This is a genomic window from Methylocella sp. (genome assembly GCA_037200525.1).
Lineage (GTDB): Bacteria > Pseudomonadota > Alphaproteobacteria > Rhizobiales > Beijerinckiaceae > Methylocapsa.
Map to the genome: position 1 here is coordinate 3,348,162 of JBBCGG010000001.1, position 13,469 is coordinate 3,361,630.

11 protein-coding genes and 2 pseudogenes are annotated in these 13,469 nt (G+C 60.7%); 6 read left to right on the forward strand and 7 right to left on the reverse strand.

Going from position 1 to position 13,469, the window contains the following annotated elements; all coding sequences use genetic code 11:
• Nucleotides 1-53: 53 nt before the first annotated feature.
• Together WDN46_16435 and WDN46_16440 are read right to left on the reverse strand one after the other, a co-directional pair.
• Nucleotides 54-308 (reverse strand): hypothetical protein, encoded by a 255-nt coding sequence (locus WDN46_16435; protein ID MEJ0094949.1) that lies wholly within the window; start codon nt 306-308, stop codon nt 54-56.
• 428 nt (nt 309-736) lie between these two features.
• On the reverse strand, nt 737-1,153 hold the full coding sequence (locus tag WDN46_16440; protein ID MEJ0094950.1) for a cupin domain-containing protein: 417 nt from the start codon (nt 1,151-1,153) through the stop codon (nt 737-739).
• A 605-nt stretch (nt 1,154-1,758) separates the two neighbouring features.
• Between WDN46_16440 and WDN46_16445 the strand changes: the two genes are divergently transcribed.
• A complete protein-coding gene (locus WDN46_16445) occupies nt 1,759-3,339 on the forward strand; it encodes a hypothetical protein (protein ID MEJ0094951.1) in 1,581 nt (526 codons plus the stop codon).
• A gap of 160 nt (nt 3,340-3,499) precedes the next feature.
• Here WDN46_16445 and WDN46_16450 read toward each other — a convergent pair whose 3' ends face one another.
• The gene (locus WDN46_16450) at nt 3,500-3,703 is read right to left on the reverse strand and encodes a hypothetical protein (GenBank protein MEJ0094952.1); all 204 of its coding nucleotides are present in this window, start codon (nt 3,701-3,703) and stop codon (nt 3,500-3,502) included.
• Nucleotides 3,704-3,830: 127 nt separating this feature from the next.
• Here WDN46_16450 and WDN46_16455 point away from each other — a divergent pair.
• From WDN46_16455 to WDN46_16475, 5 genes and pseudogenes are all read left to right on the forward strand, one after another.
• Nucleotides 3,831-4,999, forward strand: a protein-coding gene (locus tag WDN46_16455) for an IS3 family transposase (GenBank protein MEJ0094953.1) whose coding sequence is annotated in 2 segments (ribosomal slippage) — nt 3,831-4,095 and nt 4,095-4,999 — 1,170 coding nt in all. Because the reading frame shifts where the segments join, the coding sequence is not laid out codon by codon here.
• A 90-nt stretch (nt 5,000-5,089) separates the two neighbouring features.
• Complete coding sequence (locus WDN46_16460; GenBank protein MEJ0094954.1) at nt 5,090-5,716, forward strand: ABC transporter permease subunit; 627 nt, start codon at nt 5,090-5,092, stop codon at nt 5,714-5,716.
• Between the two features lie 27 nt (nt 5,717-5,743).
• Nucleotides 5,744-6,262: a hypothetical protein gene (locus WDN46_16465; protein ID MEJ0094955.1), complete on the forward strand. Its 519-nt coding sequence runs from the start codon at nt 5,744-5,746 to the stop codon at nt 6,260-6,262.
• Entirely contained in the window at nt 6,207-6,782 is a 576-nt protein-coding gene (locus tag WDN46_16470) for an ABC transporter substrate-binding protein (GenBank protein ID MEJ0094956.1), read from the forward strand. Before WDN46_16465 ends, WDN46_16470 begins: the two co-directional genes overlap by 56 nt.
• A 286-nt stretch (nt 6,783-7,068) precedes the next feature.
• Nucleotides 7,069-7,835: pseudogene (locus WDN46_16475) on the forward strand (IS5 family transposase).
• Between the two features lie 37 nt (nt 7,836-7,872).
• On the opposite strand, the gene WDN46_16480 reads toward WDN46_16475, so the two are convergent.
• The 4 genes and pseudogenes from WDN46_16480 to WDN46_16495 form a co-directional block, all read right to left on the reverse strand.
• Nucleotides 7,873-8,142 carry a hypothetical protein gene (locus WDN46_16480; protein MEJ0094957.1) on the reverse strand — a complete coding sequence of 90 codons (270 nt, stop codon included), beginning with the start codon at nt 8,140-8,142 and terminating at the stop codon, nt 7,873-7,875.
• Between the two features lie 57 nt (nt 8,143-8,199).
• Nucleotides 8,200-11,118: a winged helix-turn-helix domain-containing protein gene (locus WDN46_16485; protein ID MEJ0094958.1), complete on the reverse strand. Its 2,919-nt coding sequence runs from the start codon at nt 11,116-11,118 to the stop codon at nt 8,200-8,202.
• A 760-nt stretch (nt 11,119-11,878) separates the two neighbouring features.
• Nucleotides 11,879-12,645, reverse strand: a pseudogene (locus WDN46_16490) (IS5 family transposase).
• A 127-nt stretch (nt 12,646-12,772) separates the two neighbouring features.
• Complete coding sequence (locus WDN46_16495) at nt 12,773-13,075, reverse strand: antibiotic biosynthesis monooxygenase (protein ID MEJ0094959.1); 303 nt, start codon at nt 13,073-13,075, stop codon at nt 12,773-12,775.
• Nucleotides 13,076-13,469 lie beyond the last annotated feature (394 nt).

Sequence of the window (13,469 nt, forward strand, 5' to 3'; positions counted from 1 at the left end):
CTGACCAGACCATGATGTGGCGGAAGGGTAAGCGCCCGGGAATGCCGCCCGACCTACAAATCGTGGCAGTAGCCGCGCGCGCAAAGCTGCTCGTACATCTCCGGGGGGATTTTATCCAACGGTATGCCTACCATCATCTTGCCGCCATGCATCTTGACAAGATCGACAGTCGCCTTGACGCCGCCCGCCATTGTCACCTCCTGAGATTTGAGCACCTCCACCATCATCTTGTGGCCGTGTTTTGCTTCCGCGGTGGCGGCGAAGAGGAGGCTTGTCGTAACGATTGCGCAGGCGATTAGTTTTTGCATCACATTCTCCGTTTGAAACTGTTAGCAGTTCCGTCCGGCCCAATGCAAGAACTAAGCCGTTCGTCGTCATAACCCCACCACCCCCAGTCGCGATTCTCGTAACTGGGAGGATGCGCCGCAAAAACTAGCGCCTGGCCTGGCGAGGACGGCGGCTCTGATTGGGCGCCGCCCCGCCGCGCCACGCCGGGCTATATCCTTCGGCGTCGGCTCATTGGTGCAAAGGTAACGCCGACGCCGAACCAAGCGCTCGCGTCGGCTTTGTCTTCGGTCAGCCCTGCGGTGACAATTGGAACGCCAAAATTTAAAGCTTGACTGACGCCGCCATAACCGCCGTTGGCGACAAATGCATCAGCCTTCACGAGCGCCCATTCAAACGGCAAATAGGTCGCGAGGCGTGCATCGGCGGTCGATCGCGGGATCCAGAATGGTTACTCGCGCAATATGGTGTTGCTTTGGTCCTTTTCGACCTGATCGATGACCAGCAATTTGAGCGGCTCTGCGCCGATGTTGGCGCCTTGGTGCCAATGTCCGATTGTCTCGACGATGAAATCACCGGCTTTGTAGACGGCGCTCTTTCCGGTCTCCGTGTCGGTGACGCGGAGCGTTCCCGATAGGACATAGCCGTAGCGGGGATAGGGATGCTTATGTTCGGGCAAAACCGCGCCCGGCGCTATTTCATAGATTGAGGCGAGCACCTGCGCATCCTTCTGCGGCAGGATGATCGGTTGGCCGCTTGCGGTGACGGTGGTCGACAGCACAGGCGTCACGACCACCGTGCTATTTTCCAATGCGTGAAGCGGCGATGAGAGCAGCGCAAAGCTCGCCGCGAGCCATATATATTTCATTACGTCTTCCCTTTTTATTCTTCGCGCGAGCAGCTTTTTTATTCGAGATTCGTGAAGATCAGGCGCGAAGTTTTGCCGAAATAAGCGCTGGGCCATTTGCAGGCGGAGATGAAGCGGACAGGCAATAAGCTTAATTGTGAATTACCTGTCGGCCAACCATGCGCGTTGTTTTTTGCTGAACGTTCTTCGCCTCGTGCGATCTTCGCGGCGATCGGCTCCGTTCAAATTGCGCATCGCCGCCGGCGCAAATCGTGTCGCCGGTCAGGATTTGAGATGAAAATGGGGGCAATCGAGGCCAGCCAACTCCCCCACTTCATTGATAAATTTTTACGTTCTTGTATGTGGCGATATTTAGGCAGGGCCTTAATAACGTCAAATCACGAACGGCGAAACTCTGTAAACGCAACGCCTTTTCTCGTGATGGTTGCGGATTTGTCGCGATAGAATGTGGCGGTCTCTCCTGTCAATCCGCTTGTCCGGCCGGCAAAGCGGGTGACCAAACGGCAATCCGTTTTCCGTGCGTCCACGAGCGTCTGTCACTTATCCATCATATACCGCGGATAGCGTCGGCGAGCTTCGATCGTTTTTCTAGAGGAATTGCCATAATGCTAATCGACCGGGATCGCGTGCGGGCAACCGCGCGCCACGCTTCGTCGCGTACCGCGCTTCTTGCAGGAACGGCGCTGTTGACCGCCGCCACTGGAAGCCTTGCCGACCCCTTTGATGGAAACGGCCCATTTGGATTTGGCCAGGAAATGGGTCACGATGGGCGGTCCTTTCTCCAGCATGATTCGTTGGTCATCATCAGCAGCAGCTACGATCGAACGAAGGGCGCCCTTCGTTTTCTGGCGGTCGGCGCAACCTTGCCTGATTCCGCCACGGCGACTACGAAGGCCGTTGCGAGCAATAATTACGTCACTGTCTGGAACAATGAGTCGGTCGACGCCAGCTTCGGCGCGACCTCGGCGATTCAATTGATCGACGTCGACCCTTTCACTGGCCGCGTCTTCAGCGCGCTTCCGGTTCCGACGGATAAGGTCGTAACCAGCTTCTCCTCCAAATCGGAGCTCGCCCTCCATATCGCCCAGAACCGGAGCGGCCCTCATCTGGTGTTCATGGGCTATGCTGGGTCCGGCGTCGGCGCGCTCGATGTGTCGAACTCGGACGCCGTCGCAGGGCAGGATCCGACGAATCCTGTGACATTCGCCTTCGGGTCGAATTATGCGTTCCCGCGCACGATCGTCTCCGTCGACCAGAACGGGCGCTTCTACTATACCCCAACGGTCAATTATGGCGGCAATAACGGCCGGTCCGCTCTGCTCGGCTCGAACGGGCTCTATTATACCGTCGGCAATTCCAATAACGGCAATGCGGCGACGTTCGGCGCGAGCAACGGCACGAAGCCCGACGTCACGGAGACGACGGGTCTCGAAGCCGTCGCTCCAATCGACGCGCCCTGGTCGAGCGTGAGGCCCGGCGCTTCGGCCGAAGTCGATTCCCTGCTCCAGATGACTTTCGGCGCCAAGGCCGATAAGCCGGGCAAGGATAATAATTATCGCGGCGTGACCGAGCATGACGGCGCGCTCTTTTTCACCAAAGGCAGCGGCAGCAACGGCGTGGATACGGTCTATACCGTCAATTCGCTGCCGACGGTGGCGAATGCGGCCGCGGCGACGATCAGCATCGCGCCGGGCTTCCCCACCGATTCGGCGAAATCGACCGGCGGCGATTTCACGCCCTTCGCCCTGTTCTTCGCCAATGCGACCACGATGTATGTGACGGACGAAGGCTCGGGAAACGATACCGACGCAGCGAGCCATGCCGGTCTCGAGAAATGGAGCCTCGTCAACCACGTTTGGCAGCTCGATTACGTGCTGACCAAAGGTTTGATCGGCGTGGTGGATAAAAACCTGAATGGTTTTGATGGGCAATATCCAGACGTGACGACCGTCGGTCTGCGCAACATGACGGGAGTCGTCTCTCCAGATGGCGCAGTGACCTTGTGGGCGACGACATCCACGTCGAGCGCTTCGGGCGATAACGGCGCCGATCCCAACAAAGTGGTGCGGATCACCGACGATCTGGCCGCCACGACCTTGACGGGCCGTGTGGCGCAAGAATCATTCAAAACGCTCGCTGGACCGACCTACGGCACCGTTTATCGCGGCGTCGCCTACGCCGAGTAGCAACCCCGAAGACTCCGCCCGACTCAATTGGGTTGGGCGGACCTTTCCCCGTGGCGTTGGAGTTAGCGCCGCGAGTTTGAGTTTCTCGTTGATCTTGAGTCGCTTCAGTCGATCCTTTGTGGCATGGACATAGGCGAGAAAAGCTTTGCCGCGCCGGCTGCTAAGTCGTGGAAGTTCCCAGCAGATATCCGAAAACGGCCCGGCGCACGCGTCCGGCAAGCTCGTCGGCATTCACCTCTCCAGTTCGACCAGCCATATCAGTCATCCCGCGGGCGATTCCGATGACATCAGCAACCGTGTTGTCGGCGGCCATGGAGGCGTCGAACTCTTCCCGGACAATTACGGACTGAACGGACGTATACATCGCCCCCGTCCCGGGCAGCGCCTCGTCCGCTGCGAGAAGTCGCGCCTCCGTGGTGCAGAGTGGTCTGCCCCCTGAAAAGTGATCCTCCGTGAAGTATGGGCTTATGAGCCTGATGGAGGACTGCGCAATGCCGAGGAAAAGACAGAAGGCGGAAGAGATCGTCGCGAAGCTACGGCAAGTCGAAGTGCTTAGCGCGCAAGGGCGACCGGTCGCGGAGGCGATCCGCTCGATAGGGGTGACGGAAGTTACATACTATCGATGGCGGTCGGAATACGGCGGCCTGAAGGGCGATCAGGTGAAGCGGCTGAAGGAGCTGGAGGCGGAGAATACGCGGCTCCGTCGAGCGGTGTCCGATTTGACGCTTGAGAAGCTGATCCTGAAAGAGGCTGCCTCGGGAAACTTCTGAGCTCCGCGCGTCGTCGCGCCTGCGTGGAGCATGTGATCGCCGAACATGGCGTTTCCGAGCGGTTCGCTTGCCGGGTTCTCGGTCAGCATCGCTCCACGCAGCGCAAGGTTCCGACCAAGCCCGATGACGAAGCGGCATTGATCGCCGACATCACGGCGCTCGCCATCCAGTACGGCCGCTATGGCTACCGCCGCATCACGGCGATGTTGTGGGAGCGAGGCTGGAAGGTCAACGTCAAACGGGTCGAGCGGATCTGGCGACGCGAGGGGCTGAAAGTTCCGGCCAGACAACCCAAGCGCGGGCGTCTCTGGCTCAATGACGGCTCGTGCGTCCGGCTGCGCCCGCAATGCCCCAACCACGTCTGGTCCTATGACTTCGTCGAGGACCGCACTCATGATGGCAGGAAATATCGCATGCTGAATATCATCGACGAATTTACCCGCGAATGCATCGCGATCAGGATTAACCGGCAGCTGAAGGCAGCGGACGTCATCGACGTTCTCTCGGACCTCTTCATCTTGCGAGGGGTTCCGGTCCACATTCGTTCCGACAACGGCCCGGAGTTCATCGCCAAGGCGTTGCGTGACTGGATTGCCGCCGTCGGCGCGAAGACCGCCTACATCATGCCGGGCAGTCCCTGGGAGAACGGCTATTGCGAGAGCTTCAACTCGAAGCTGCGCGACGAGCTTTTGAATGGTGAAATCTTCTACACTCTCAAGGAGGCGAAGGTCGTCATTGAGCGATGGCGACGCCACTACAACACCGTGCGCCCGCACTCATCGCTGGGCTACAAGCCGCCAGCCCCGGAGACCCTGCAATGGCCGGCTTCGCAATCCGGACCAGCTTCGCCCGCCACGCCAGCAATAGCGCCAGGGCCGACAATGCACTAACATTCAAACTGGATCACCCCATGGGGGCAGGCCACGAAGATCTGGAATGTCTGGCTGCGGGAGTTCTTTGAGGGCGACCTCGGCCCCCAGTTGCTCGACACGCTCTACTGCATGGCGTGCGGATATAGCGCGGCGGCGATCGTTGGCATTGTAATCGGGGTCTTGATGGCGCGCGTCGACATTTTGTACGCGCTTCTTGAGCTGTTCGTGGAGTTTTGGCGTCCCATTCCGTCCGTCATCTTCATTCCCGTATTCATACTTTACGCCGGCCTCGGCCATCCCATGAATATCCTTGTGATTGCGATTACGGCGACGGAGGCCGTCGTCCTAAACGCATTCAGCGGCGCAAGGTCAGTCTCGCCTGTTCTGCTGAGCACCACCGCGACATTCCGATTGTCCTGGTGGCAAACATTGCGCGAAATTATTCTTCCCGCAGCCGCGCCGCAGATTTTTGTCGGCTTACGTCTGGCGCTTGCAAAGTCGCTTGTGATCGCGGTCGCCGCTGGGATGGTCGCGGGCGATGCAGGCGTGGGCTATTATGTGATCTCGGCGCAGCAAACGCTCGATATTCCGAAGATGTACGCCGGGGCCATTAGCATCGCCGTCATTGGCTATATTTTTAACGCAGCCTTTGTCCTGACGGAGCGTGTAGCGCTTCATTGGGACGTCGGCCGGGATCGCAATGCGGCCGCGTCGCGTCGGAGGGCTGACCCTTGAGCCCACAAAAGGAGACGCAGGTTCATCATGGGCGAACGTGAGAGCGCCGACTCCGACAGGACACGGCATCTTTGGTATACGCGCTGCAACGTACCGACAGCGAGCGGGATTGCTTTCAACCTCGGTTGGCTAAGCGAACGCTATGCCGCCGACGGCGTTACAATCGGCGCGTTGCAGGATGCGCCCGCTGACATCGCGCGAAGCCATTACGACCACCTTTTGCCAAGCCTCATTCGTGAAGGCGGGAACGTGCCTGCGCTGGTTGCGCGCTCCAACGGATCGCGGACGCGGCTTGTCGGCCTCACCTGGATCGACGAACGCCAGGCGATCGTCGTTCGGCCCGACAGCAAAATCGCGACGCCGCGCGATCTTGCGGGCGCTCGCATCGCGGTGCCATCCTGGACGAATACGCGAATGACAAGCATGGCGCGCGATGGCGCTGCATGGATTCGCGAACGCGTTGGCTCTCGGCGGGTTATCGCTCAGCGATGTGGACATCGCGAACGTCCCACTTGGCGATATTCTACCTCCGGGGCGGCTCCGTGAGGCCCAAGGGCTTGAAAGCTGGCCCGCTCTGCGGCTTGTCGCCGATGGACGCGCCGACGCCGCTTATGTGAAGAGCGCTGAAGCCGCCCAGGCAGCGACGGCGGCCGGCCTGACAATCGCCATCAATCTGGACCGCGCCTCCGATGCGCGCTCGCGCGTAAATAATGGCACGCCTCGGCCGCTGACCGTCCACGAGCAGCTGTTGGCCGAACGTCCCGATTGGGTTGTCGCTTTCCTGGCCCAGACATTGCGTGCCGCGCAATGGGCCGCGCAAAATCCGGTTGAGACGCGAGAAGTCGTCGCGCGGGAAACGCGCGGGACGGTCGGGCAACTAGATGACGTCTACGGCTCCGACTTTCATCTCCACCTCCGTCCAGACCTTTCGGCGGAGCGTCTTGGCCATCTCGACTCACAGAAGACGTTTCTGCTTGGACACGGATTTCTCGAACGCGATTTCGATGTCGGCGCCTGGGTTTCGCCCGAGCCTCTTAACGCGGCTCGAGATTTAAGCGTCGCCTGACCGTAGCCAAGGGAGAACCCCGCGTCCACATACGCCGGCTACGATGTAGCTCGCCCCTCTCAGTCCCGATCGCGAACAAAAGTTACGCCGCGTTCTCGGGCGGGGTTTAGCATCGCGCAAGACGCGGAACTGCGCTGTCAAACGATGCGAATCGCTTTGCAAAGCGCTTCGCTGCTTGTCTCCACGCACCAAGACGAAGCTAGGCCGTTGTGACGAATTCGGCGTTTGGGGGATTCTCGCGAGAATCTTTCCATGATTCAAGGCTGATTTTTGGAGATCAGCCTTGATGATTCGGGATGTCGATGCGCTGCGAGACGATCAATGGGAGCGGCTTTGTGATCTTGTGCCAGGCGGAAGAGCCGGCCAACGCGGGCCGCGCTGCGACAACCGGCGATTCGTCGATGCGCTGTTATGGATGGCCCGTTCGGGCGGCCGCTGGCGCGATCTGCCCGAACGCTTCGGCGACCATCAGGCGGTGAAACGCCGCTACTATCGCTGGATCGAGCGCGGCGCCTTGGACAGATTTCTTGAGGCATTCACCGCCGAGGCCGATCTCGAATGGCTGATGATCGACTCAACAATCGTACGCGCCCACCAGCACGCGGCCGGCGCCCGCATCGCCAAAGGGGGGCGGATGCCCAAGGCCTGGGCCGCTCTCGCGGTGGTTTGAGCACCAAAATCCACGCCGCGACAGACGCGCTCGGTAACCCCGTTCGGTTCCTTCTCGGACCTGGACAGCGCCATGACATCACAAAAGCGCACGCCCTGATCGAAGGCTTTGCGGCCGATGCGATCATCGCCGATAAAGGTTATGACGCCAATCACTTGCGCAAGGCTGTTCTTATGCGTGAGGCCGAGCCGGTGATCCCATCAAAATCCAATCGCCGCGCGCCGCTCCCCTACGACAAGGCGCTCTACAAGGAGCGCAATCTCGTTGAGCGCTTCTTCAATAAACTGAAGCAGTTCCGGCGCGTCGCAACCCGATACGACAAGCTCCTCGCAAACTATCGAGGCTTCGTATTGCTCGCCGCTATTGCTATCATGCTCAGGTAATTCGTCACTACCGCCTAGGGAGCGCCACTGAAATCACTCACTTATGATGAACACCCAGGGTTAGCCGTTCGCCGATGACGTCGCGTGCTGCCCATGAGGTAGTCGCTTCTTTGCCCCGGTTGTCCCGAAGCTGGTCATTGACGGGGGCGTTATCCACGAACGTCGCCACCAGGGCGTCGAGATCTCCGAGCTTGGTCGCGAAAAAAAAGGCGGCTGCCGCCGGCGGCAGTTGCGAGATCAGAAGAGCGCAAGCGCCCATCCCTGAGGCGGGTTCGCTAAGACCGTCCGGAGCGGGGACTTCGGTCAACAGCTTCTCCTTCCTCAACTACGAAGAATCTTCGCCGACGTTGTCCCAAAGGGAATGTTATCTCGCGTTAAACGCCGTAATTTTCATCGGCTCCGCGCGACGGTGGCGTCGAATCGAGGCGGCAGCACTGTCCTGTCTGAGCGCAGCGAGGAATTGATCGGCTCGCATCAGGTCGGCGGTCTGAAAGCCCTCGGTGAATCGTTGACGGACGCCCCCCAGAAGGTCAGCCGCGGCGGCTGTCTTGCCCTGCTTTGACCAGAGCCGCGCGAGCCCCATGGCCGACCGCAGCTCCAGGCTGAGGGCCGATTGGGCCTTGGCCTGCTGCAGGGACTGCTGGAACGCCCGCTCGGCCGACGCAGGGTCATCAGGGGTGACGCTAAGCCATATGTCACCGCGGACCCTCAAAAGCTCAGGCAGGCCCGAGGGCTCGGCAAGGGTCTCGCTGCGGGCCACCGCGCCGTCGATCACAGATGCCGCCTCATCGACCTCGCCGGACTGCAGCAAACCTTCCGCCAACGCCCGATGGAAAGCCGCCGCCAGGGTGTGATGCTGGACCGCCTGCATGTCCCCCAGGGCGCGGCGTAGGATCGACGCTCCAACGGCCGGCTCGCCACGCGCAATAGCCAGTTCGCCGGTCAAGGCCCGGCCGATCGTCTGATAGGGAACGAGAGCATGTCGCGTGGCATGCGCAATAATTCGTTCGATGAGCTGCTGCGCCTCATTAAGGTCCGATCGCTGGAGGAACACGCTGGCGGCGTAGATCATTGAGATGCAGAGACCGACCGGGTGATTGCGCTCGAGGGCTTCATCGATCGCCAGGCGCGCGGTCTTGACGGCAGTATCCGAGAAGCCGCTAAGCCAGAGGCATCCGGCGAGCGCTCCGAGCGCGCGAATTCTGTGGTCGTACCCAAAGAAGGCGACCTGCCTGGCGCCCGCTTCCTTAGCTTTCGTTAAGCCGCGTTCGCAGTGCCGCCGAGCGGCCATTTGGTCTCCAATCAAGTGGTAGGCGGCGCCTAACGCCGACTCTCCCGTGGCGATCATGCTAGGCGAGCCGATCGTCTGGGTGATTGTGATGTTGCGTTGGGCAACCGCGAGAGCGCCCCGGATATCGCCGATGCGGGTTAGGAAGATACCCAGACCAACCAGGAGGTGCATCTGATACTCTTGGTCGCCCAGCGCCTCGGCCAAGCTCAGCGCGTCGTCGATGGACCTCCGGACTTCGTCGCTGTTGTCTAGCGTGAACATCGAAGAGGCGGCCAAGGTCGACTGCAACGCCAAGCGCGTCGCGTCGTCGCCGGCGCTCTTCTCCAGCGCCGCCAGGCCTTGTTCGCACCACCGCCTGGATTCGACGAACAAGGAATGCTGAAAGAACAATGGCGCAGACGCCGCGGCCAGCCGTACGCCGATCGCCGTTTCACCGACGCTGGAAAAGCTCCATTCCAGAGCCGCACGTATCCCGCCCAAGTATGGTCCGGCCGCCGCTACGTCTTCAATGGTGATTGCAACCCTCTTGCCTGCGCGGCTCGAAAGATATTGTGCGTAGTACAGCGCATGTTGTTTGGAGACCGCGTTCACCTCGGCGGTTTGTGCGAGCTTTTCGGCCGCGAAGGCCAGCGTTGAGTCGAGCAGCCGATGGTGTCCGATTCCGTCGATCGGCGCGACCCAGATGAGCGACTTATCGGTCAAGCTGGTGATCGCGTCCGCGACCTCCATCGCCTCAGTTTGATCGTCGGCTGCCACGGCCTGCGCCGCCTCGAGCGTGAACACGCCAACGAAGATCGAGAGGCGTGCGAGCACGAGCCGGTCTCGGGCGGACAAGAGATTAAAGCTCCAGTCCAGCATTGCCGTTAGGGTTTGATGGCGGGGCGGAGCGCTCCGGCGACCCTGCCAAAGAAGCTTGAATCGGTTGTTCAGTAGGTCTGCCGTGGCCTGGAGCCCATAGGCGCCGACCCGGCTGGCGGCTAGTTCGATCGCGAACGCGATGCCGTCCAACCGGTTGCAGATGCCGGCCACAATCGGCGCGTCGGCGTCGGTCAGTTCAGTTGTGTAGCCGGCCGCAAAAGCGCGTTCCATGAAAAGCTGTACGGCTGAGGTCGCCTGGGCTTCGGCGGCGGTCAGCTGTTCGCCGGGGGGCGGATAATCCAGAGGCGCCAGGAAGTGGACGTGTTCGCCTTCCACCCGTAGCGCTTCGCGGCTCGTCGTCATAATGTACGCAAGCGGCGCTTCATTGTAGAGCCGCTCCGCCAACAGGGCAGCGGCGTTGATGACGTGCTCGCAGTTGTCAAGGATCAGCAAAACCCGACGGTCGGCCAGGAAGGCCAGAAGACTCGGGAGCGGGTCCTGCGTTTGCAAAAAGACGCCGAGGACCGCGGCGACCGCGCTCGGGACCTGGGCCGGGTCGGCGACGGCGCTGAGATCCACGAAGTAGACGTCGTCGCCGAAGGCATCGAGCATGGCGTGACCGACAGAGACGGCCACGGTGGTCTTGCCCATCCCCCCTGGCCCCACCACGCTGACGAAGCGCCGCGACACCAGCAGCGTCGACAAGGCTTTAACGGCGGCGTCTCGCCCAACCAAGCGCGCCAGTCGCGCCGGGAGCCTATGATCCGCTGCGCCTTGGGGGTGGCGGAGCGCGGCCGGCTCAAGCGGCTCAGCGAGCGAGCGGGTCACTGACGCAACGAAGCAATAGCCTCGCCCGGTCACAGTCGTGATGTATCGAACCCCGTTCCGCCCATCGCCCAAGTCTTTGCGGAGACCCGCAATGGTCACCCTAAGGCTACCCTCGGTCACCACGACATTGGGCCACGCGCGCTTCAACAACTCGCGCCGGCCGACCACTTCACCCTCGGACTCGGTCAGTGCAATGAGCACGTCGAGCGCTCGGCTGCCGACCTTGACGGTGTCACCGTCCTTCAGCAGAAGGCGGCGCGCCGGCATCAGGCTGTAGGGTCCGAACGAGATGACGCTTTCAGCCACGGTGGAGCATCAACTTAAGAGCGATCGACAAACGCCGCAGCTTCAAACTCACAGACCTGCTTGAGGGGGTTGATTCGCTTCCACTAGAGCCTCCCCTCCAGATTACCGTTCCGTACTTCTGATCACGCGGTCGGAGCCCTCGCGCTTTTCGCCCACCCGCGCGGCTTGTCCCCGTATCCGGCTTTGCTGACAACGTAACGCGATAGAACGTTTTCACAGCGAGATCGACGCCAGTCTGCGCCTTCCCGGCATCCCGCACATCGTGCGCAGCCGCCGCGTGCGAAGAAGGACAAGCCTTGGCGAGATTGGTGAGGCGAGGGGTGGGCGCGCTGGCGGCACGACATCCCCTGTAACGGGCCGCTTCGGCAATCAAGCGCCGAAGTCTGCTAGCCGCGCCATTGATGATACGCGTCTCCTTTGCACTCACTCAGGCATGGATTTGTCACCCTTAGACGCTCTAAAATACATCGCCTGAAATCGGCAAGAAGGCACATTGCCGCAATAGATGCATCGTTGTGACCGAAAATGGCGGTACAGCTTCGATGACAGCCATCGCGTCGCCGGGGTGCTGCAGCGCGTTGGAACGACGTCTACATGACGTTCCGGTCAACCTTGGTCAACCTTGGTCAGCCTCGTCTCCTTTTCGCCGGCCTTCTTGCGCTTTGCTACGATAGGCTCTCGCATCGGCCGCCGCTCAATCGGCGCGGTTTAGCCGCCAGCCGAGGTCCGCCGCTCAGCCCTCCTAGGCAGTAGTGACGAATTACCTGAGCATGATAGCAATAGCGGCGAGCAATACGAAGCCTCGGTAGTTTGCGAGGAGCTTGTCGTATCGGGTTGCGACGCGCCGGAACTGCTTCAGTTTATTGAAGAAACGCTCGACGAGATTGCGCTCCTTGTAGAGCGCCTTGTCGTAGGGGAGCGGCGCGCGGCGATTGGATTTTGATGGGATCACCGGCTCAGCCTCACGCATAAGAACAGCCTTGCGCAAGTGATTGGCGTCATAACCTTTATCGGCGATGATCGCATCGGCCGCAAAGCCTTCGATCAGGGCGTGCGCTTTTGTGATGTCGTTGCGCTGCCCAGGTCCGAGAAGGAGCCGAACGGGGTTGCCGAGTGCGTCTGTCGCGGCGTGGATTTTGGTGCTCAAACCACCGCGAGAGCGGCCCAGGCCTTGGGCATCCGCCCCCCTTTGGCGATCCTTGCGCCGGCCGCGTGCTGATGGGCGCGCACGATTGTTGAGTCGATCATCAGCCATTCGAGATCGGCCTCGGCGGTGAATGCCTCAAGAAATCCGTCCAAGGCGCCGCGCTCGATCCAGCGATAGTAGCGGCGTTTCACCGCCTGATGGTCGCCGAAGCGTTCGGGCAGATCGCGCCAGCGGCCGCCCGAGCGGGCCATCCATAACAGCGCGTCGACGAAGCGTCGATTGTCGCAGCGCGGCCCGCGCTGGCCGGCTCTTCCGCCTGGCACAAGATCACAAAGCCGCTCCCATTGATCGTCTCGCAGCGCATCGACATCCCGAATCATCAAGGCTGATCTCCAAAAATCAGCCTTGAATCATGGAAAGATCCTCGCGAGAATCCCCCAAACGCCGAATTCGTCACCACGGCCTAGGTCTACCGAAGACATTGAGGACCGGCTCGATGCCTGTCGCTTATGGATTGGGGGGCTTGAACTCCTGAATCACTTCATACATGCCGGGATCAAATCGGGCGATAGAAAGCGCCGCTTCGAGAAACGAGCGCGGAGCCGGGTCCCGGCGCATGGCCTCGTAATCAGCGAGGCTGCTCCACCGTGCGTACATAGTGACCTTGGAGCCGTCCGTGCTTCGGTAAAGTGTCGAAGAGACGAAGCCCGTCGCCTTGCTGACGATCTCTTCCGTAACCTGGGTCAATATGTCGACAAGCCGCTGCTGATTGGTGGGATCGACATGGAAAACGTTGATGAAGACGATCATTGTCAATCCTAAGACTTTTAAGCAAAGACTGCGGGAGGCCTGACTTGACCGCGACGCCGGCGCGAGCCGCTTCGAGCGCGAACTGGCGCGAAACTGCACAGCGGCCTCCGAACTAGCGTCGCCACGCCGCCGCGCAGGAGACATTCGCAAAGCGCGGTCAAGGGTTGAGCGCACATTTTTCCTCGATCCCGATTGCTGCAGTTTTCATAAGGACTGGTTCCGACGATCAATTGGCCAGGTCATCAGCGCCGAGGAGCGCTCTTAGCCATTTCACCATACGACGCGGCTCGACATGAGGCGAGTGGGCGAAACGTCGATTCAACCCTGCAGCGGGTCTCGCTCACACCAATTTGCGATGGGTAACGCACCGTAAAGCTCGGGAACATGACCGCGG